General features: G+C 72.3%; 18 protein-coding genes. 13 read left to right on the top strand and 5 right to left on the bottom strand.

Annotated features, from left to right (window positions below; translation table 11 throughout):
* Positions 1-3: 3 nt before the first annotated feature.
* Together BLR04_RS24765 and thpR are read left to right on the top strand one after the other, a co-directional pair.
* A complete protein-coding gene (locus BLR04_RS24765) occupies positions 4-1221 on the top strand; it encodes an MFS transporter (RefSeq protein ID WP_090769542.1) in 1218 nt (405 codons plus the stop codon).
* Positions 1222-1301: 80 nt separating this feature from the next.
* Positions 1302-1871, top strand: coding sequence for an RNA 2',3'-cyclic phosphodiesterase (gene thpR, locus BLR04_RS24760; protein ID WP_090769540.1), 570 nt, complete (start codon positions 1302-1304; stop codon positions 1869-1871).
* 99 nt (positions 1872-1970) lie between these two features.
* Here the strand turns inward: thpR and BLR04_RS24755 are convergent, their stop codons facing one another.
* On the bottom strand, positions 1971-2939 hold the full coding sequence (locus BLR04_RS24755; protein ID WP_090769538.1) for an aldo/keto reductase: 969 nt from the start codon (positions 2937-2939) through the stop codon (positions 1971-1973).
* A gap of 197 nt (positions 2940-3136) precedes the next feature.
* Between BLR04_RS24755 and BLR04_RS24750 the strand changes: the two genes are divergently transcribed.
* Genes BLR04_RS24750 through BLR04_RS24740 form a run of 3 tightly spaced genes read left to right on the top strand, consistent with a single transcriptional unit; the run spans position 3137 to position 6695 of the window.
* Positions 3137-4378, top strand: a complete 1242-nt coding sequence (locus tag BLR04_RS24750) for an RNA-guided endonuclease InsQ/TnpB family protein (RefSeq protein ID WP_342672297.1) — start codon at positions 3137-3139, stop codon at positions 4376-4378.
* Between the two features lie 19 nt (positions 4379-4397).
* Positions 4398-5651 carry an MATE family efflux transporter gene (locus BLR04_RS24745; RefSeq protein WP_090769536.1) on the top strand — a complete coding sequence of 418 codons (1254 nt, stop codon included), beginning with the start codon at positions 4398-4400 and terminating at the stop codon, positions 5649-5651.
* Between the two features lie 42 nt (positions 5652-5693).
* Positions 5694-6695 (top strand): hypothetical protein, encoded by a 1002-nt coding sequence (locus tag BLR04_RS24740; RefSeq protein WP_090769534.1) that lies wholly within the window; start codon positions 5694-5696, stop codon positions 6693-6695.
* A 1-nt stretch (position 6696) separates the two neighbouring features.
* On the opposite strand, the gene BLR04_RS24735 is transcribed toward BLR04_RS24740, so the two are convergent.
* Positions 6697-7071: a hypothetical protein gene (locus BLR04_RS24735; RefSeq protein ID WP_090769532.1), complete on the bottom strand. Its 375-nt coding sequence runs from the start codon at positions 7069-7071 to the stop codon at positions 6697-6699.
* Positions 7072-7174: 103 nt separating this feature from the next.
* Here BLR04_RS24735 and lhgO point away from each other — a divergent pair, with 103 nt between their 5' ends.
* The 5 genes from lhgO to BLR04_RS24710 all read left to right on the top strand — a co-directional run bounded on the left by lhgO (position 7175) and on the right by BLR04_RS24710 (position 12793).
* Positions 7175-8374, top strand: a complete 1200-nt coding sequence (gene lhgO / locus BLR04_RS24730; RefSeq protein WP_090769530.1) for an L-2-hydroxyglutarate oxidase — start codon at positions 7175-7177, stop codon at positions 8372-8374.
* Positions 8375-8391: 17 nt separating this feature from the next.
* Positions 8392-9081: a response regulator transcription factor gene (locus BLR04_RS24725; protein WP_090769528.1), complete on the top strand. Its 690-nt coding sequence runs from the start codon at positions 8392-8394 to the stop codon at positions 9079-9081.
* A complete protein-coding gene (locus tag BLR04_RS24720) occupies positions 9081-10493 on the top strand; it encodes a sensor histidine kinase (protein ID WP_090769526.1) in 1413 nt (470 codons plus the stop codon). The genes BLR04_RS24725 and BLR04_RS24720 overlap by 1 nt, the downstream gene beginning before the upstream one ends.
* A gap of 65 nt (positions 10494-10558) precedes the next feature.
* Positions 10559-11218, top strand: coding sequence for a response regulator transcription factor (locus BLR04_RS24715; protein WP_090769666.1), 660 nt, complete (start codon positions 10559-10561; stop codon positions 11216-11218).
* 81 nt (positions 11219-11299) lie between these two features.
* On the top strand, positions 11300-12793 hold the full coding sequence (locus tag BLR04_RS24710; RefSeq protein WP_218129143.1) for a M1 family metallopeptidase: 1494 nt from the start codon (positions 11300-11302) through the stop codon (positions 12791-12793).
* A 62-nt stretch (positions 12794-12855) separates the two neighbouring features.
* Here BLR04_RS24710 and BLR04_RS24705 read toward each other — a convergent pair whose 3' ends face one another.
* The gene (locus BLR04_RS24705) at positions 12856-13668 is read right to left on the bottom strand and encodes an SDR family NAD(P)-dependent oxidoreductase (RefSeq protein ID WP_218129142.1); all 813 of its coding nucleotides are present in this window, start codon (positions 13666-13668) and stop codon (positions 12856-12858) included.
* Positions 13669-13725: 57 nt separating this feature from the next.
* Here BLR04_RS24705 and BLR04_RS24700 point away from each other — a divergent pair, with 57 nt between their 5' ends.
* The 3 genes from BLR04_RS24700 (at position 13726) to BLR04_RS24690 (ending at position 17961) form a co-directional block, all read left to right on the top strand.
* Positions 13726-14316, top strand: coding sequence for a TetR/AcrR family transcriptional regulator (locus BLR04_RS24700; RefSeq protein ID WP_218129141.1), 591 nt, complete (start codon positions 13726-13728; stop codon positions 14314-14316).
* Positions 14317-14521: 205 nt separating this feature from the next.
* A complete protein-coding gene (locus BLR04_RS24695; protein ID WP_090769522.1) occupies positions 14522-16315 on the top strand; it encodes a GTPase domain-containing protein in 1794 nt (597 codons plus the stop codon).
* Positions 16312-17961 carry a YfjP family GTPase gene (locus BLR04_RS24690; RefSeq protein ID WP_090769521.1) on the top strand — a complete coding sequence of 550 codons (1650 nt, stop codon included), beginning with the start codon at positions 16312-16314 and terminating at the stop codon, positions 17959-17961. The genes BLR04_RS24695 and BLR04_RS24690 overlap by 4 nt, the downstream gene beginning before the upstream one ends.
* Here the strand turns inward: BLR04_RS24690 and BLR04_RS24685 are convergent.
* Entirely contained in the window at positions 17942-19135 is a 1194-nt protein-coding gene (locus tag BLR04_RS24685; RefSeq protein WP_090769520.1) for an MFS transporter, read from the bottom strand. The genes BLR04_RS24690 and BLR04_RS24685 overlap by 20 nt on opposite strands.
* Positions 19136-19248: 113 nt before the next feature.
* On the bottom strand, positions 19249-20223 hold the full coding sequence (locus tag BLR04_RS24680) for a LysR family transcriptional regulator (RefSeq protein ID WP_245740473.1): 975 nt from the start codon (positions 20221-20223) through the stop codon (positions 19249-19251).
* Positions 20224-20243: the final 20 nt, after the last annotated feature.

The following is a 20243-nucleotide window of genomic DNA, read 5'->3' as shown; positions in this document are numbered from 1 at the left end:
GGGATGTTCCGGTCTCTCAGGATTCGCAACTATCGCATGTACGCAGCCGGGGGCATCGTCACCAACACCGGCACCTGGCTGCAGCGCACCGCTCAAGACTGGCTGGTGCTCGACCTCACGCACGGCAGCGCGTCCGCGCTCGGCACGACGACCGCGCTGCAGTTCCTGCCGATGCTGCTGTTCGGGATGTTCGGCGGCGTGCTCGCCGACCGCTACCCCAAGCGGCCCATCCTCATCACCGCCCAGTCGATCATGGGCCTGCTGGCCCTGTCCCTCGGCGTGCTGACGATGACCGGCACCGCCCAGGAATGGCACGTCTACCTGATGGCGTTCCTGCTCGGCGTGATCTCCTGCGTGGAGGTGCCGACGCGGCAGGCGTTCGTCGTCGAGATGGTCGGGCGCGGCGACCTGCCCAACGCGATCGCGCTCAACAGCTCCATCTTCAACCTGGCCCGCGTGGTCGGCCCGGCGCTCGCCGGTGTGCTGATGTACCTGCTCGGCGGTCCAGGACCGCTCTTCCTGCTCAACGCGCTCAGCTTCGTCGCCGTGATCGCCAGCCTCGTCTTCATGCGCGCGTCCGAGCTGAACCCGGCAGAGCCGGTGCCGAGGGCGAAGGGGCAGCTCCGCGAGGGCCTGAGGTACGTGCTCGGGCGTGAGGACCTCCTCATGCCGGTGCTGCTGATCGGCTTCGTGTCGATGTTCTCGCAGTCGTTCTCGATGTCGATCGCGCTGATGGCCCGCGAGGTGTTCAAGGCCGACGCGTCGTCGTTCGGGCTCGCCTCCAGCATGTTCGCGGTGGGCGCGCTCGGTGGGGCACTGCTCGCGGCGCGCCGCGCCCGGCCGACGCGGCGGCTGCTGTTCGCCGGCGCGATCGGGTTCGGGCTGTTCCAGATCGCGACCGGGGTGGCGCCGTTCTACCCCGCGTACCTCGCGCTGCTGGTGCCCGCCGGGATCGCGTTGATCACGGTGAACACGGCGGCCAACGCCAGCGTCCAGATGGGGACGTCGCCCGTCATGCGCGGGCGGATCATGGGGATCTACTTCCTGGTGTTCACCGGAGGGGCGCCGCTCGGCGCGCCGCTGGTCGGGTGGCTGTCCGACCTTGCCGGGCCGCGCGCAGGCGTGGTCCTGTCCGGTGCGCTGGTTCTGGTGGGCACGGGCCTTGCCGTGCTCCTGACGCGGCTGATCACCTCACGGGTGCGGGCGGCCGCCGTCGCATGAGTCATGTTCCCGGCGGGGCGTGTCCGCCCCGCCGGGCCCCTGTGGTGGCGTCGTCGGGGACGGCGGCACAATCAGGAAGTATGAGGTTGTTCGCGGCCCTGGTGCCGCCCGACGAGGTGCTGGACGAGATCGCGCAGGCGATCGCCCCGCACGTCGGGCAGGTGCCCGGCCTGCGCTGGCCCGACCGGGCCACCTGGCACATCACCCTCGGTTTCTTCGGCGAGGTGCCCGAGTCGGTGCTGCCCGAGCTGGAGACGCGGCTGGCCCGAGCCGTCCACCGCCATTCCACGCTCGATCTCGCCTTCCAGAGCTTCGGCGGGTTCTCGTCCGCGCGGCGGGCCCGCGTCTTCTGGGTGGGCCTCACCGGTGACCCCGTGACGCGGCTGGCCGACTCGGTACGTGCGGGCGCACGGCGGGCGGGGGCCGTACAGACCGACGAGAAGCGCTTCCACGCGCACCTCACGCTGGCCCGCGCCAAGACGGAGACCGACCTCCGCCCGCTGGTCGAGGCGCTGACCGATTTCAGCGGCTCGCCGTGGCGGGCAGAGGCCGTCCATCTTGTACGCAGCCACACCCCGTCGAGGACGAGGCCGGAGATGAGGTACGAGTCACTCGCCGAATGGTCTCTAGCACCTTCCGCGCGGAGCTAGGCTCCTGGCGTGGACCGTCCTCGCCCCTGGCTGCTGCCGATCGTGCTCGGCCTGCTCCTCGTCATCGTCGTGATCGGGGCCCTGCTGACCTGAGACGCCTTACCAGGCGTAGTCCTCCGGCGCGGTGCGGTGGCCGGGGAAGATCTCGTCGAGGCGGGCCAGAGCGGCGTCGTCCAGGTTGATCTCCAGAGCCCGCAGGCTGCCCTCGAGCTGCTCCATCGTGCGCGGGCCGATGATCGGCGCGGTGACCGCCCGCTGCCTGAGCAGCCAGGCCAGGGCCACGTCCGCCGGCTGCTCGCCCAGCTCGTCGCAGAACTTCTCGTACCGCTCGATCTTGTCGCGGTGCTTGTCGAGCTGCGCCAGCATGCCGTCGGCGGCCGTGCGGCCCTTGTCGATCTTGCGCAGCACGCCGCTGAGCAGGCCGCCCGCCAGCGGGCTCCACGGGATCACGCCGATGCCGTAGTCGTCGCACGCCGGCAGCACCTCGAGTTCCGGCGTCCGGGTGAGCAGGTTGTAGTGCGTCTGCTCGCTCACGAGACCCATGAGGTTGCGCCGGGCCGCGCTCTCCTGCGCCTTGGCGATGTGCCAGCCGGCGAAGTTGGACGAGCCCACGTAGATGATCTTGCCCTGCTGTCGCAGGACCTCCATCGCCTCCCAGAACTCCTCGAACGGCGTGTTCCTGTCGATGTGGTGGGCCTGGTAGATGTCGATGTGGTCGGTCTGCAGCCGCTTCAGCGAGGCGTCGCAGGCCCGCCGGATGTGCAGGGCCGACAGCCGGCGCTCGTTGGGCCAGTCGCCCATGTCGTTGTGGACCTTGGTGGCGATGACGGTCTTCTCGCGGCGCCCGCCGCCCTTCGCGAACCACCGGCCGATGATGCTCTCCGTGACGCCTTCGCCCCTCTTGCCGCCGTAGACGTTGGCGGTGTCGAAGAAGTTCAGCCCCAGCTCGTGGGCCCGGTCCATGATCGCGAAGGAGTCCTCCTCCGAGGTGCGCGGGCCGAAGTTCATGGTGCCGAGGCAGAGCGGGCTCACCAGAAGGCCGCTGCGCCCGAGGTTCACGTAATCCATTAGATCCTCCTGAGGGGACCGTCGCCTTGAGACGACGGATGAAGCGGGAGCGGGAGGGCCGCCAAGACCCGAGCGTGCCCTGACCTGCCAGGTAAGCGCATCACACATGTCCTTCCGGGTTTTGTCGGTGCCGGCCGATAGCGTGGCCGTCTCGTTGCCGAATGTGGGGAGTGGGTGTGCGCCGGTCCTACAAGTAGCTGCTGCGCCCCACCAGCAAGCAGGTCGCCGCGCTCGCCGCGTGCCTGGAGGATCACAACGCCGCGCTGGAGCATCGCCGCACCGCCTACGCCAAAGCGGGGGTGAGCGTCCGGTACGGCGAGCAGTCGGCCGAGTTGAAGCACATCCGTGCCGATGACGCCGGCGGGCAGGGCCGGTGGTCGTTCTCGTCCCAGCAGGCCACGCTGCGGCGGCTCGACAAGGCGTTCGGCGCGTTCTTCGACCGGGTCAGGACGGGACGGACGCCTGGCTTCCCGCGGTTCAAGGGCCGTGGCTGGTTCGACACGGTGGAGTGGCCGAAGGACGGCGACGGCTGTCGGTGGGACTCCCAGCCCGAGCATCCCGCCGCGTCCTACGTCCGGTTGCAGGGCGTCGGGCACGTCCGCGTCCAGCAGCACCGCCCGGTGCTCGGCCGGGTAAAAACGATCAGCGTGAAGCGGGAAGGCAACCGCTGGTATGTGGTGCTGTCGTGCGAGGACGTGCCCGCCGAGCCGCTTCCCGCCACCGGCGTGGTCGCCGGGATCGATCTGGGCGTGGCCTTTCTGGTCACCACCTCCGACGGTGACCAGGTGGCGAACCCTCGTCACCTGGCCGCGACTGCTGATCGTCTCGCGGGCGCGCAGCGCGACCTGGCCCAAAAGAAGCGCGGCTCGGCGCGGCGGCGTAAGGCGGTGGCCCGCGTCGCGGCGCTGCACGCCAAGGTCCGCCGCCAGCGCGCCGACCACGCGCACAAGAGCGCGAACGCGCTGGTGGCCGCCTACGACGTGATCGTGCGCGAGGACCTGCGGATCGCGAACATGACCCGTTCGGCGTCCGGCAATGTCGAAGCCCCTGGCCGCAACGTCGCCGCCAAGGCCGGTCTCAACCGTTCGATCCTGGATGCGGGTTGGGGGGTGTTCCTGAGGATCCTCGCGCACAAGGCTGAAAGCGCCGGTCGAGAGCTGATCGCCGTGGACCCCCGCAACACCTCCCGCACGTGCGCCCGCTGCGGCCACGTGGCGAAGGAGAACCGCCTCACCCAGGCCGAGTTCGCCTGTACGGCGTGCGGGCATGCCGCGCACGCCGACGTGAACGCGGCGGTCAACATCCTCAGGGCAGGGCTTGCCCTTCGTGAGGCTGCGGAAGCGGCTTGGCGAGAAGCCGCTCCCTTCAGGGGGCGGAGGAGTCACGTCGTTCACTCTAGGAACCTGGAGTGCGCTCCAGGCCATAGGTTGGGACCATGATCTCCGATGGACCCCTGTCGTGATCAGTCTCCTGCGGGCCTCCGTGCCGCTCCTTCTCGCGATGATCGCCGGCATGGTCGGCTCGCTGATCGTCACCTCGGTGCTCGGCAACCACGACACCGTCACGCTCGCCGCGTTCGCCCTGGTGAGCGCCGTGCTGAACCCGGCGAGCGCCGCGGTGCAGGGCGCGCTGCGCGGGCTGGGGCCGTTCGTCGCGCCCTTCAGGGACGATCCGAAGGCGGCCGTGGCGGTCGTCCGCGACGCCCGGTGGCTCAGCCTGGCCACCGGGACGCTCGGCGCCCTCGTCGTGGTGTGCGTGCCGCTGGTCGCGAGCGTGGCGGGCGTGCCCGACGAGGTCGTACGGGAGATGGGCGTGCTGCCGTGGTTGCTCGCGGTGTATCTCCTCGTCTTCGCCTCGACCGGGGGCGCGAGCACGATCCTGGTGGCGCTCGGGCGCAGCCGTAACGTGCTGTGGCCGTCCCTGGCGTTCGGGGTGGGGCTGGGCGTGCTGACCGCCGTGCTGGTGCCGCGACTCGGGCTGGCGGGGGCGGGCGTCGCCTGGGTCGTGTCCGGCTCGGTGGCGGCGGGGGTGGCCGCGCTCAACCTGCGCCGCGCGATCGGGCGGCCCATCGGGCAGTCGCGTCCCCGGGTGGGCGAGATCGCGAAGCTGGCCAGGGTGAGCATCCCGCTCGCCGGGACGGTGCTGATCAAGTTCGGGGTGCTCGCGGTCGTCACCTTCGCCGCGAGCTCCTCCGGCACGCGCGACACGGCCGCCCACGCGGTGCTGACCACGCTCACCGGCCTGATCATGATGTTCTCGCTGTCCGTCGCGCAGGTGTCGGTGCCCGAGGTGGCCCGCGCGTCCGACGCGGTGGGCGCGCGCCGCGCGAGCCGGACCGCGGCGCTGCTCGCCGTCATGGGCACGGTGGTGGTGGCCGGGCTGCTGTTCGTCCTCGGCGACTCCCTGGTGGCGGTCTTCACCGACGATCCCGCGGTGCTGGCGCGGGTGGTGGAACTGCTGCCGCTCATGCTGCTCGCGTCGGCGCTCGACGCGGTGCAGGCCGTTCAGGGCTTCGGCCTGACCGCGCTCAAGCGTTCGTCGGCCAGCCTGCTGTTCTTCTCGATCGGGTACGGCCTCCTCGTCGTGGCCGCCGTCCCCGTGGCGCGGGCGTGGGGCATCACCGGGCTGTGGACGGCTCTCGCGGTGGCCAACGGCCTGCTGGTCGTGCTGCAGGGCACCGGCTTCCACCGGCACAGCGGCCGGCTGGGCTGACGATCGCGTCTGGGGCGGTGGCACGTGCGGCATGATGGCGGCGTGGGGGAAGTCGTGATCCGGATACTCGCCGCCGTGGCGGCGTTCTGCCTGCTGCCCGCCGCGCCGGCCCACGCGGCCGCCGACGACGAGCCGCGGCGGCTGTTCACGTTCCAGGATCCGGCGATCACCGAGTCGAGCGGGCTCGCGGTCTCGCCGACGCACGACGACGTCTACTACACGCACAACGACAGCGCCGCCGCGCCCACGTTCTACGCGGTCGACGGCAAGGGCCGGACGCTGGCCACGTACCAGGTGCGCGGGGCGGAGGCCCGCGACTGGGAGGCCATGGCCGCATCCCGCGACGCCGAAGGGCGCGGGGTGCTCTGGTTCGCCGACATCGGCGACAACCTCAACGGCGCCTGGCCGGACATCTCCGTCTACAAGGTGATGGAGCCGCGCCGGCTCTCCGACGCCACGCTGCCCGCGACGCGCTACCGGTTCAGGTACGCCGACGGCGCCCGCAACGCCGAGGGCATCATGGTCGAGCCGGACACCGGGCGGCTGTACGTGGTCTCGAAGGAGTTCGCCGGCTCGGTGTACGCCGCGCCGAAGCGGCTGCGCAGCGACCGGGTCAACGTGCTGCGCAAGGTCGCCTCTGCCCCGCTCATGGCCACGGACGCCGCCTACGCCCCCGACGGCTCGTCGTACGTGATCCGTACCTACTTCTCGGCGACCCTCTACCGGCCCTCCGGCGAGCTGATCACCAAGGTGACGATGCCCGACCTGCAGCAGGCGGAGTCGATCGCGTACACGCGCGACGGGAAGGCGCTGCTCGCCGGGTCGGAGGGGCCGCGCAGCCCGGTGTACCGGGTGCCGATCCCGGAGCGGGCCCTGCCCACCCCGAAGCCGAGCCCCGTACGCGCCGAGAAAGAACCGGTGGCCGACGCGGAGGACGTCGCTTCGGAGAGCGCCGGGCTGACCGCCACGGACGTGCTCGTCTGGCTGGCCGTAGCCGTGGGCGCCATCGGCGTGATCACCTTCCTGGCCCGGCGCACCCGCTGACTCAGCGCAGATTGCGCATGGTCGCGGTGAACAGGTCGCCGCGCAGCGCCTGCTCGACGACGGCGATCGAGCGCGACAGGCGGACCAGGCGCGGCCCCTCCGCGCGGTAGACGTCGAGCACCGCCTCGACCGCGTGCGGCGGCAGATGGCCCTTGAGCTCGACCGCCGCGTTCCGGTATCCGGCGCGGGCGGCCTCGACGGCGGCGTCGACGTGACGGACGGCCATCCTGGCCAGCGCGATCGGATGGCGTCGCAGCACCTCGTAGGCCCGGTAGTCGGGAGGCACGGCGTCGAGCAGCCAGGCCACGGCCGAGGTCTCCCAGTCGGGGACGCTGGGCGGTCGGACCTCGGGCGGCCACTCCGGCGGCAGATACATACCACTATCGTACTCACGTTCGATAGAAGGTCTTGAGCTGCGGCTTGCCATGCGATTCGTCCGATCTATGGCGTGATGCTGAGGTAAGCCGGAAAATCAAGGTGTGACGGAGAAGATCGGGATTGTGGGTGCGGGCATCGTCGGACTCGCGGTCGCGCGCGAACTGGCCGCGGCCAGGGGCGCCGAGGTGACCGTGCTGGAGAAGGAGGACCGCGTCGGCGTCCACCAGACCGGCCACAACAGCGGCGTCGTCCACGCGGGCATCTACTACCCGCCCGGCTCGCTCAAGGCCAGGCTCTGCCGGGAGGGCGTGGCGCTGCTCAAGGAGTACTGCGCCGCGCACGCGCTGCCGTACGAGGAGGTCGGCAAGCTCGTGGTCGCCGCGACGCGCGCCGAGCGCCCCCAGTTGCGGACGCTGGCCGAGCGGGCGCGGGCCAACGGCGTGCCCGGCATCGTCGAGCTGGACGCGATCGGGCTGCGCGAGATCGAGCCGCACGCGGTCGGCGTCGCCGCCATTCACTCGCCGCACACCGCCGTCTGCGACTTCCCGGCCGTCGCCCGCCGCCTGGCCCAGGACGTGGCCGAGCTGGGCGGGTCCGTACGCCTCGAGAGCCCGGTCAGGGCGATCAGGGAGCGGGCCGGACGCGTGGAGGTGATCGCGGGGCGGCGGCGGTACGCGTTCGACCGGCTGGTGGTCTGCGCGGGGCTCGGCACCGACGCGGTGGCGCGGCTGGCCGGGGCGCCGGGTGACGTGCGGATCGTGCCGTTCCGCGGCGAGTTCCACGCGCTCAGGGGCGCGGCCAAGGACCTGGTCAGGGGCCTGATCTATCCCGTGCCCGACCCCCGCTACCCGTTCCTCGGCGTCCACCTGACCCGGCAGATCGGCGGCGAGGTGCTGGTGGGCCCGAACGCGGTGCTCGCCCTCGCGTACGAGGGGTACGACCGGCACACCTGGCGAAATTTCCGAAATGCCGGGCAGATTCTCCGCTGGCCGGGAACCCTCCGCATGGCCCGCACCCACTGGCGTACCGGGATCAAGGAGACCTACGGCTCGCTGGTCAAGAGCGCCTTCCTCGCCGGCGCCCGCCGCTACGTGCCCGAACTCACCCCCGCCGACCTGGTACGGGCCCCCGGCGGCATCCGGGCGCAGGCCGTGGCGAGGGACGGCCGCATGGTGGACGACTTCGTGGTGGACGTCCACGGGAAGGTGGTGCTCGTCCGGAACGCGCCCTCGCCGGCCGCCACCTCGAGCCTGGCCATCGCCCGGCACATTGCCGGAATTGTTCCAGCACTCGTCCGATGAGGGCATCCTAGGAGGTGATGGAATCCCGCCTGCTGATAGTCGAGGACGATCCCAACATCCTCGAACTCCTCGCCGCGAGCCTCAGGTTCGCCGGCTTCGACGTGACCACCACCAAGAACGGTCTCGACGCCGTGACCGCCGTCCAGCGACACCGCCCCGACCTTGTCGTGCTCGACGTCATGCTGCCCGACCTCGACGGTTTCGAGATCGTCAGGCGGTTGCGCGGCGGCGGCGTGCACACGCCGGTGGTGTTCCTGACGGCCCGTGACGAGACCGAGGACAAGATCCGCGGCCTCACGATCGGGGGTGACGACTACGTGACCAAGCCCTTCAGCCTGGAGGAGGTCGTCGCCCGGATCCACGCGGTGCTCCGCCGGACGAGCGGCGACCCGCAGGGCGCGCCCCGGCTGACCTTCGCCGACATCGAGCTCGACGAGGAGAGCCACGAGGTGTGGCGGGGCGGCACCGCGGTGGCGCTCTCGCCGACCGAGTTCAAGCTGCTGCGCTACTTCATGACCAACCCCGGCAGGGTCCTGTCCAAACCGCAGATCCTCGACCACGTCTGGGACTACGACTTCCGGGGCGAGGTCGGCATCGTCGAGTCGTACGTGTCGGTGCTCCGCCGGAAGATCGACAACCGCAGCCCGCGGCTCATCCACACCCTGCGAGGAGTCGGGTACGTGCTCCGCCTGCCACCGAGTCCCTGATGCGCGGCCTGCCGCTGCGGATCAAGCTGATCGCGTCCATGCTGGCCCTGCTCGGCTTCGGGCTGAGCTTCATCGGGCTGGTGAGCGTGTCGGTGCTGCACGGCTATCTCCTCGACCGCGTCGACAGCCAGCTCAACCTGCTGAGCCTGCGCATGCACAAGAAGGTCGTCAGCGACTGGAGGCGCGACCGCGAGACCGCCGACAAGCCCATCGCCATCGAGTCGGACGCGATCGTGCTGGTCAAGGAGCCCGGTGGCGCGTTCGATTCGATGCTCGTCGACCGCGACGTCGACCTCAAGCCGAAGCCGGTGCTCGCGGCCTCGCCGAGCGCGGAGCCGTACACCGCGCCGGCCGTGAGCGGCGACGGCGAGTGGCGGGTGCTGGAGAGCACCGTGCAGCGGAGCACGCTCGTGGTGGCCGTCGACCTGGAGGAGGTCGACGCGATCACCACCAGGCTCGTGCTGATCGAGCTGCTCGGCGGCGGCGGCATCCTGGCCATACTGGCGGTGGCCGGCATCACGATCGTGCGGCGCAGCATGCGCCCGCTCGGCCAGATCGAGCGGACGGCCGAGGCCATCGCCGGCGGCGAGCTGGGCCGTCGCGTGCCGGACGGCGACCCGCGCACCGAGGTCGGCCGCCTGGCCACCTCGCTGAACGGCATGCTGGCGCAGATCGAGGCGGCGTTCACGGCCCGGTCGGCCTCCGAGGCCGCGGCGCGGCGCTCGGAGCTGCGCATGCGTGAGTTCGTCGGCGACGCCTCCCACGAGCTGCGCACCCCGCTCACCTCGATCCTCGGGTTCGCCGAGTACGCCCGCCAGAACCCGGGCGCCGACGCCGCCGAGCTCATGCAGCGCGTCGAGCGGGCCGCGGCCCGGATGAACCTGCTGGTGGACGACCTGCTGCTGCTCGCCAGGGTGGACCAGCAACGGCCGCTGCAGATGCGTCCGGTGGACATGCTGGCCCTGGCCGCCGACGCCGTCCAGGAGGCGAAGATCCTCGCCCCCGACCGGACGATCAAGCTGGACGTGGTCGGTCGCGCCGCCCTCATCGTCTCCGGCGACGAGGTACGCCTGCGCCAGGTCATCAGCAACCTCGTCACCAACGCGATCGTCCACACCGAACCGGGCTCGCCGATCACCGTACGGGCCGGGGCGGGCGCAGAGACGTTCTTCTTCGAGGTGGTCGACAGCGGCCCCGGCCTCACCCCCGAGCAGGTCGAGCGGGTCTTCGAGCGCTTCTACCGGGCCGACTCCGCGCGCTCGCGCCGCCGCTCGGCCGAGGACAGGGGCAGCGGGCTCGGGCTGGCCATCGTCCAGGCGCTCGTCCAGGCCCACGGCGGTGACGTCACGGTCGAGAGCTCCCCGGAGGCGGGCTCGACCTTCCGGGTCGAACTCCCACTCGCCTTGGAGTGACCGTTCAGCTAAACCTCAGCTCGCTGCGCCACTGTGGAAAGGTGACGAATGCCGAGGCGCTGATCATGGTGGTGGACGACGAGCCCAGCATCAGGGATCTGCTCTCCGCAAGCCTGCGCTTCTCCGGGTTCGAGGTGCTGACCGCCGCCGACGGCAAGGAGGCCGTGGAGCTCGCCGGCCGGGCCTCTCCCGACCTGGTGGTGCTCGACGTCATGCTGCCCGACCTCGACGGCTTCGAGGTGGCCAGGCGCATCGACGCGCCCGTGCTCTTCCTGACCGCACGGGACGCCACCGAGGACAAGATCGCCGGCCTGCGGGTCGGGGACGACTACGTGACCAAGCCGTTCAGCCTGGAGGAGGTCCAGGCCAGGATCAGGGCCGTGCTGCGGCGTACGCGCGGCGAGGCGGCGCTCTCCACCCGGATCAGGGTCGCCGACCTGGAGCTGGACGAGGAGTCGCGCGAGGTGTGGCGGGCCGGGCGCCAGGTGCGCCTGTCGCCCACCGAGTTCAAGCTGCTGCACTACTTCATGGTCAACGCCGGACGCGTGCTGTCGAAGGCGCAGATCCTCGACCACGTCTGGAACTACGACTTCGGCGGCGACGCGGGCGTCGTGGAGTCGTACGTGTCGTACCTGCGGCGCAAGGTGGACGACGTCGAGCCCCGCCTCATCCACACGCTGCGCAGCGTCGGGTACGTCCTGCGGGAACCCCCGAAGGGCCCGTGACACACAGCTGATACATGACGGAGCGGCGGCGGAGACACGGTGTCCACGGCGTCGATGCCCTGGCCGCGCAGGATTGCCGTCATGTTCTCCTCACGAAAGCCCGGTGCGCTGGCCGGGATCACGGTGGCCGCGATGGTACTGGCCGGCTGCGGCGTCCCGGCCGCCTCGGCCTCGACCGCTCCGGGCGCGCGCAGCGTGGGCGACCCGCTGTTCGCCTACCTGGGCAACGGCGGCTACGACGTCGCTTCCTACGACGTGAGCTACGACTACCGGACCGGCACCACGAAGATGGACGCCTCGGTGCGGATCACCGCCACCGCGACCCGGTCGTTGTCCGGGTTCAGCCTGGACTCGGCGGTCGAGAAGATCGACAAGGTCGCGGTGGACGGACGTCCCGCCACGTTCCGCGTCTCGGGGGAGAAGCTGATCGTCACGCCCGGCCGGGTGCTGCCCAAGGGGCACTCCTTCCGGGTGGACGTCTCGTTCCGCGTGGACCGCTCGGCCAACCCGCAGTCGCCCGCCTTCCCCAAGAACGAGCCGCCGCACCGTACCGCGTGGGTCAACAAGGACGACGGGTTCGCGCTCATGGGACAGCCCGACCGCGCCCACCTGTTCTTCCCGAGCAACGATCACCCCAGTGACAAGGCGAAGGTCACGTTCCGCATCACCACCCCGAAGGGGTTGCAGGCGGTCGCCAACGGGACGCTGCGCTCGCGTACCGAGAAGGCGGGACATGTCACGTACGTCTTCTCGACCCGCGACCCCATCCCCACGCACGTCGTGCAGGCGGCCGTCGGTCACTTCACCCTGATCAAGGGCAAGGGGCCGCACGGACTGCCCCTGCGCAGCTACGTGGCCACCCCGCAGGCCGCCAGGACGCGCCGCCTCATCGACGGCATCCCCGACCAGATGGCCTGGCTGGAGAAGAAGGTCGGCCGCTACCCCTTCGAGACCTACGGCGTGCTCGGCGTGCCCGAGGGCTACCAGGGCGTCGCGCTGGAGGCCGCGACCATCTCCACCTACGCCGTGGAGAACCTGACCGGCACCGACGCCGACGGCAAGGTGACCCAGCAGGACACCCAGGACGACAAGATCACCATGATGCACGAGCTGACCCACCAGTACTTCGGTGACGCCGTCGCGGTGCGCGACTGGGACCAGATGTGGATCAGCGAGGGGCACGCCGAGTTCTATCAGGTCCTGTACGCCGTGGAGAAGGGCTGGCGCGACCTGGACGATCCCTCGCGCGGGTTGCACGCCCGCTACGACTTCGACGGGGACAAGCGCGTCGAATCGGGCCCTCCGGGCAAGATGCTGCACGCGCGCGACGTGCTGGTCGGCACGAACACCGCGGGCCTGCTGATGCTGTTCGGCCTGCGGGAGAAGGTCGGGAAGACCACCTTCCAGCGGATCGAGAAGACCTTCTTCGCCAGGTACCGCGGCCGCGCGGCCACCACCCAGGACTACATCAAGGTCGCCAACCAGGTGAGCGGCAAGAACCTGACCGGCTACATCAACGACTGGATCTACAGCCCCACGACCCCGCCCATGCCGGGCCACCCGGACTGGAAGTGACGGTCGCCCGCCCTTGATCGAGCCGCACCCGCAGGCTCGATCAAGGGCCGTCGCGCGGGAGCTCAGTGGACGCCCTTGACCGTGCCTCCGTCCACCCGCAGCGTCGTTCCGGTGACGTAGTCGGCGAGCGGGCCGCTGAGGTAGAGGACCGCGGCGGCGATCTCCTCGGGCCGGCCGAACCGGCCGACGTCGTTCGGCACCAGCTCCTCGATCGAGTTGCGCTCGATCTCGTCCCACGTCTCGCCCCAGCCGCGTTCCGGGGCGAGGTCGGTCAGGAACCGCTCGACGGAGTCGACCAGGATGGCGCCGGGGGAGACGATGTTGGACGTGATGCCGGTGCCCTTCAGCGTGCGGGCCAGCGAGACCGCGAGGTTGTGGCGGGCGGCCAGGCTCGCGGTGTAGTGGGGGAGGTCGGCGATGGGCTGCGCCGCGAGCCCGCCGCCGATCTGGATGACGCGGCCCCATCCCCGCTCGCGCATGGGGGGCACCACGCGCTTGATCATCCGGACGCCGGAGATCACGTTGACCTCGTAGGTCTGCCGCCAGTCGTCGGCGGTGACGTCGTGCCACGACCGGTGGGGGTACGCGCCGGCGTTGTTGACCAGGATGTCGATCGGTCCGCCGGACAGGGCGGCCTCGGCCACGGCGTCGGCGCCGGCGTCGGTGGCCAGGTCGCCGATGGCGACGTGCGCGCTGCCGCCGCCGGATCGGATGGCGGCGGCGACGGCCTCGGTGCGGGCGCGGTCGCGTCCGTGGACGACGACGTCGGCGCCCTCGGCGGCGAGCGCCTTGACGATGGCCTCGCCGAGGCCGGAGCTGGAGCCGGTGACGAGTGCGCGTTTGCCGGTCAGGTGCAGGTCCATGGTGGTCCTCACGTTCGGGGAGTTCTTATCTACAGTCGTAGACTTCTGTTTGAGTCTACACTCGTAGACATGATGGACGCCGACGTACCCCGTACCCCTGCCCGCCGACGCCGTGACGCCGCCGCCACCCGGCAGGCCATCCTCGACGCGGCCGTCGCGGCCTTCACCCGGCACGGCTACGACGGGGTGGGCGTACGCGAGATCGCCCAGAGCGCGGGCGTGACCGCGATGCTCATCAACCGCTACTTCGGCTCGAAGGAACAGTTGTTCGCCGAGGCCGTCGACGTGGCCTTCGCACCCCGTACGGTGATCGCGGGCACGGGCGACGCGCTGGCGGGGGAGACCGCGCGGGCGCTGGCGGCGCGGACCGCGCCGGAGGCCGACGAGCTCGGGCCGTTCCTGCTCATGCTGAGGTCGGCGGCCAACCCGAGCGCGGCCGAGATCATGCGGGACGCGATCGCCCGCCACGCCGGACGCCACCTCGGCGAGGAACTCTCCGGCGACGCCGCCGGGGTGCGGGCCGAACTGATGCTCGCCCTCCAGGCGGGCGTGTGGCTCCTGCGCAGCGTCCTCGCCACCACAGCCTTGAGGGACGCGCCCCAGGAAGAACTGGCCGCCCACATGGAGCCCCTCTTCCGCCGACTCACCGACCCCCAGTAAGCCCACTCGCCGCCCCGCGCACAGGTCCGGCGCTCCGCGACCGCCGGGTGTCGGTGCGGGTTCTGGGTGTTCGGGCACGCCCGAACGCGGTCTCCGGGCCTCTGACCTCACCGGCCGGGGTTCTGCGACTGGGCGGTGTCCGTACGGGGTGGGGTTCGGGGTGTTGTGGGGCGGTGAAGGGGGTTTGGGTGGGTACGTGATCGGTATGGATCTGCTGGGTGCGCTGGAGGCGTTGCGCCGGCCGCTCTACCGTGACCTCTTCCCGCTCGCCGTGGGCGAGGCCGCCGCCGACCGGCGTGCGCTGCGCGAGCTGACCGGCCAGCTCGACGACTACCTGCTGCCCCGGCTGCGCGACATCGACGCGCCGCTGCTCGCAGTCGTCGGCGGCTCCACCGGGGCCGGGAAGTCGACGCTGGTCAACTCGCTCGTCGGGGCCGACGTGACCGAGCCGGGCGTGCTGCGGCCCACCACGCTCGTCCCGACGCTCGTCGTCAGCCAGGCCGACCACGGCTGGTTCATGGGCCAGAACGTGCTGCCCGGCCTGTCCAGGGCCACCGGCTCAGGGCCCGGGGCGCTGCGCGTGGTCACCTCCGACGCGCTCGGGGCCGGGCTGGCGCTGCTCGACGCGCCCGACATCGACTCCGTGGTGACCTCCAACCGCGAGCTCGCCGCGCAACTGCTGGCCGCCGCCGACCTGTGGCTGTTCGTCACGACGGCGGCCCGCTACGCCGACGAGGTGCCGTGGAGCTTCCTGCGCTCGGCCCGCGAACGCAGCACCGCGCTGGCCGTCGTCCTCGACCGGGTGCCGCCCGACGCCGTCGAGCCCGTCCAGCGTGACCTGACCCGCCTTCTCGCCGAGAACGGCCTCGAAGGCACCCGCCTGTTCACCGTCCCTGAGGCCCCGCTGCCCGACGAGAAGGCGCGGCTGCCCGAACCGTACGTCGAACCCATCGCGTCCTGGCTGGCGGGGCTGGCCGCCGACGCCGCCGAGCGGTCGCGTGTCGTCCGCCAGACGCTGTCCGGCGCGCTCGACAGCCTCGACGTCCGGGTGCCCGCCCTCGCGGCCGCCGTCGAACGCCAGCAGACCGCCTTCGACGGCTTGCGCTCCATCGTCACGGCCGCGTACGCGGGCGGCATGGCCGACTTCGACGCCGGCATGCGCGACGGATCCCTGCTGCGCGGCGAGGTGCTGGCCCGCTGGCAGGACTTCATCGGCACCGGTGACCTCATGCGCTCGCTGGAGAGCCGGGTGGGCCGCGTCCGCGACCGGGTGGTCGGCTTCTTCACGGGCCGGGTGCCGGAGGCGCAGTTGCGTGACGCCCTGGAGAGTGGCGTCGGGTCGCTCATCAGGGGCGCGGCCGACGGCTCTGCCGAGCGGGCCCTGGAGGGCTGGTCGGCCGCCCCAGGAGGCCCCGGCCTGCTCGAACGGCTCGGCGCCGTCGACGCCGCCCGCCTCGGCCGGGCCTCGCCCGACCTCGGCAAGCGGTCGGAGGCCGCGGTGCGCGGGTGGCAGGAGTTCGTCCTCGACCTCGTACGCGAGGAGGGCGGCGAGCGCCGTACGGCGGCCAGGGTCGCGTCGTTCGGGGTGAACGGCGCGGGGCTGCTGCTCATGCTGGCCGTGTTCGCCTCCACGGGCGGTCTGACCGGCATCGAGGTCGGGATCGCAGGCGGGACGAGCGTGCTGTCGCAGAAGCTGCTGGAGGCCGTCTTCGGCGACCAGGCGGTGCGCACGCTGACCGTCAGGGCGCGGGACGACCTGCGCGAACGGGTACGGCTGCTGCTGGGGGAGGAGGCGGGCCGCTTCACCGCCGTCCTGGAGACGGTCGAACCTCCGGGCGGCACGGCCGAAGCCCTCGTGGAGGCCGTCGCCCTGGTCAGGAGCCACCGCACCGCCCTTCCCGCCGCGTCCACCCGCCCGGCGCTCCCGGCCCAGCGCCCGACCCCGGAACCGGACACAGGTGCGCGCGGGCGTGCGGGCGGGGTCGAGGAGAGCCCGTGAAGCTGCTGCGCCGCAGAGAGACCCCGTCGCTCGACGCGCGGGTCGACGCCCTGCTGGAGGCGGCCGAGCTGGGCGAGGGACGGCTGCCGGACGAGCCGGTGGCGGCCGCCCGCGTCGTCGCAGGACGCGTCGGGGCCCGTCGCGGCCTGTCGGTCGAGCACACCGTGGCCGCCCTGGCCGGGGCGACGGGCAGCGGCAAGTCGTCCCTCTACAACGCTCTCGCGGGCGCCGACCTGGCGGCCGTGGGCGTCACCCGGCCCACGACCTCCGCCGCCCAGGCGTCCCTCTGGGACGGCGGGGGTGCGGGCCCGCTGCTGGACTGGCTCGAGGTCCCCCAGCGCCACTCCGCAGGGCTTGGAGCGTCCGGTCTGTCCGGGCTCGTCCTGCTGGACCTGCCCGACCACGACTCCATCCGGCTGTCGCACCGGCTGGAGGTGGACCGCCTGGTCGAGCTGGTCGACCTCCTGATCTGGGTGGTCGACCCGCAGAAGTACGCCGACGCCGCGCTGCACGAGCGCTACCTGCGCCCGCTGGCGGAGCACCGCGACGTGACGGTGGTGGTCCTCAACCAGGTCGACCGGCTGCCCGCCCCGGCCGTCGAGCGCTGCCTGGCTGACCTGCGCCGTCTGCTGGACGCCGACGGACTCGCCGGTGTGCCCGTCCTCGCCGTCTCGGCGCGTACCGGACAGGGGCTGGACGACCTGCGTACGCTGCTCGCCGACCGGGTCGCGCGACGGACGTCGTGGTCCGCCCGCCTGGCCGCCGACGTCACCGCCGCCGCCGGTCGCCTGGCCTCCGCCGGCGCGGGCGGGGTGCCGCCCCAGGAACAGTGGACACCGCGGCAAGGGCCCTCCGAGAGGGCGCTCACGGACGCGCTGTGCGCGGCGGCCGGGGTGCCGCTCGTCGTGGAGGCCGTGGCCAAGGGACACCGCCACCGCGCGATCGTCGCCACCGGCTGGCCGGTCACCCGGTGGATCAGGAAGTTCCGTCCCGACCCGCTGCGCAGGCTGCGCCTCGGCCTCGCCCCCGAGGTCACCGGCACGTCCGGCCCCGCGTCCCGTGGGGAGGTCGTGGGGCGGACGTCCGTCCCGGCCGCGTCGGCGGTGCAGCGGGCCCAGGTGGAGACGGCCGTCAGGGACGTCGGCGAGGCGGCCGCGGCCGGGCTGCCCGGCCCATGGGCGGCGGCGGTGCGGCAGGCGGCGCGGTCGCGTACCCATGACCTCGCCGACGCGGTGGACCGGGTGGTGGCCACCACCTCGGCCGGCGCGACGCGGCGCCCGCGCTGGTGGCGGGCCGTGAACGTGCTGCAGTGGCTGGTGCTCGTGACCATGCTGGCCGGGGCGGCGTGCCTCGGCGTGCTGTTCGCGCTCGACTACCTGCGCCTGCCGAAGCCGCCGGTGCCGACCGCGGGAGAGGTGCCGTGGCCGACGGTGCTGCTGTTGGGCGGCGCGGTGGCGGGCGTGCTCATCGCGTTGCTGTCCAGGCTGGTGGCCTGGATCGGCGGACGCCGCCGTGCCCGCCGTACGGCCAGAGCGCTGCGCACGGCGATCGGACAGGTCGGCCGTGAGATGGTGCTGGAGCCCGCGGAGGCGGAACTGGCCGTCCACGCCCGCTTCACCGAAGCCCTCAACGTGGCACGCGCCTGAGCGTCCGAGGGATCAGGGTGGTGGCGAGGACGGCGGACAGCAGGGCGAAGGTGGCGGCGGCGGCGAAGGGCGCCGAGGGTCCGAAACGTTCGCCGGTCGCGCCGGCCACCGCCGACCCCAGCGCGCCGCCGATGCCGATCGTCGTGGACACCCAGCCGAACGCCTCCGCCTGGGCGGCCGGCGCGTACTCGTCCACCAGCAGGGACGACGTCGTGAGCGACGGATTGAGCACGAGCCCGCCCGCGAACAGCGCCACCCAGAACACCGCCAGCGCCCCCACCAGCGCGAGCGGAGCGAGGACGAGCCCCAGCACGAGCAGCAGTAACGCGAGCCGCACCGGGACGGGCGCCCTCCAGACGCGGACCCCGTAGGCGGCGGCGCCCGCGATGCCGCCCAGCGACAGGGCGGCCACGAGCAACCCGGTGGCGGCCGGCACGTCGCGGGCGGCGGCCAGCGCGGGCACACCCACCTGCAGCGCCCCGACGACGGCCCCGAGCAGCGTGGTCACGGCCAGCAGCATGAGCATCCGCCGATCGGCGAACACCCGCCCCCGCTGCCGGACGACCGCGACCCGCCCCGTGCGCAGCGCGCGGGCGAAGGCCAGCGTCCCGGCCCCGGCCGCCGCCGCGACCACGCCCAGCGCCAGCGACGCCGAGGCCACCGCGATGAGCAGCCCGAACACCAGCGGCCCGACCATCATGGCCGACTCCTGCACCAGGTAGACGAGGCTGTAGGCGGCGGTACGCCCCTCGGCGGACGTCCTGGCGCTCCACGCGATGCGCATGCTGACCGAGATCGGCGGCAGCCCGATCCCCGCCGCCCAGGCCAGCAAGGGCAGCGGCCACCACGGCAGGCCGTCGCGGGCGCAGGCGAGCAGCGCCAGCAGCGCCGCCACGTGCAGGAACGCCGTGCCGGCCAGCACGGGCCCGGTGCCGCGCCGGTCCATCAGCCGCCCCTGCACGGGACGCCCCATGCCCAGCCCCACCGCGAATGCCGCCGCCGTCGCCCCCGCGAAGGCCAGCGAGCCGGTGGCCTGCTGCGTCACGAGCACGATGCCGACAGGCGCCACCTGCTGCGTGAGCTGCGCCAGAAACCCGAGCACGCCCTGCGCCGCGACCCCGGGCAGGCCGAGCAGCCTGCGGTAGGGAAGGCCGCCCGGCCCGTCGCGGGTCATGGGCCGCAGGCTACTCCTCAAGATCAGGCGATCGGGCAGCCGCTCCCGCCGGCGCCAGGCCGTGGGTGAAGGCGGACATACCCAAGGAGATGCTCGGATATGGGGGGAGTGTTTCAGGTCGTTCCGAGGGAGGCGGTGACCTCGCGGAGGGCGGCGAGGAGGGGGCGCAGCAGCGGATGGGCCTCCGAGCCGCGGCGTACGGCCGCGAAGACCCGGCGCTCCGGCCCCGGCGTGTGCCGCACCACGACCCCCGGTGCCGTCATGTCGCGCAGCGCCAGCCGCGGCACCAGCGCCACCCCCGCGCCCGCCCCGACCAGGGCGACCACGGCGCGGAAGTCGTCCGAGCAGTGCATGAGATTGGGCGTGAAGCCCACCTGCTGGCAGGCGAACGTGATCACGTCGTGCACCGGGTTGCCCGGGTACGGGCCGATCCACGTCTCGGCGGCCAGCGACTCGAGGGTGGCGGAAGCGGCCAGGGGATGGTCGTGGGGGAGCACCAGGTCGAACGGCTCGGCGTAGAGGGGGCTGCGCCACAGCCTGCGGTCGGAGGCGTCGGGCGCGCCCCGGTACTCCACGGTGACGGCCAGGTCGACCTCGCCGTCCAACAGCATGGTGAGGCTGTGGTCGCCCTCGGCGTCGCGTACGCGTACCCGCAGCCCCGGCGCGGACGTGCGCAGCGCCGCGACGGCGGGGGAGAGCGCGGCGCTGATCGCCGTCGCGAAGCAGGCCACGGTGACCTCGCCGGCCGTGCCCGTGGCGTACCCGGCCACCTCGGCCTCGGCGCGTTCGAGCTGGGCCAGCACCTCGTTGGCGTGACCCAGCAAAATGCGGCCGACGGCCGTGAGGTGCACCCCGCGCCCGTCACGGCTGAACAGGCGGTGTCCCACCTCGTGTTCCAGCGCGATGAGCTGCTGGGACACGGCGGAGGGGGTCAGGTGCAGCGCCGCCGCCGCGGCGGTGACGGTGCCGTGATCGGCCACCGCGCGCAACGTACGCAGCCGCCGGGTGTCTATCAAGGTGTCGCCGGCCTCACTCGGTGCGGCGGGGCGGTCGTCCTCCCCGCGCTGGTCGCGAGCCCGCCGCCCCATCAGGGGCGGCCGGGCTCTTC

Source organism: Nonomuraea maritima (assembly GCF_900100395.1).
Lineage (GTDB): Bacteria > Actinomycetota > Actinomycetes > Streptosporangiales > Streptosporangiaceae > Nonomuraea > Nonomuraea maritima.
Note: the sequence above shows the minus strand (reverse complement) of the source record. Positions and strands in the feature narration are given on the sequence as shown.